Raw genomic sequence first — 242 nt, forward strand, 5'->3', positions numbered from 1 at the left:
TAAAAGGCTGCGGGGACAGACGCAGTCTGCGACGCGGCATAAACCTTTCACGTTAAGCGACATTTGCCCTAAAAATATAGGGAACATATAATCTCAAAAAGAATAAATGGAGGCATATTTTGGCAGAAGATAAGATAAAACAATACATTTATATTGTTCAGGCATCGCTGGAGCCTTCAAAATGCAAAATAGGCAAAACCAATGATTTAGAAAGAAGACTAAAAGAATACAATAATATGACC

The 242-nt window shown here is 36.8% G+C and carries 1 protein-coding gene; it reads left to right on the plus strand.

Features of this window, described 5'->3' with window-relative positions; translation table 11 throughout:
- Positions 1-119: 119 nt before the first annotated feature.
- Positions 120-242, plus strand: a 123-nt coding sequence (locus AWU74_RS13695; protein WP_202966453.1) for a GIY-YIG nuclease family protein, incomplete at its 3' end; no start/stop codon positions are given.

The organism is Treponema endosymbiont of Eucomonympha sp. (genome assembly GCF_001028545.1).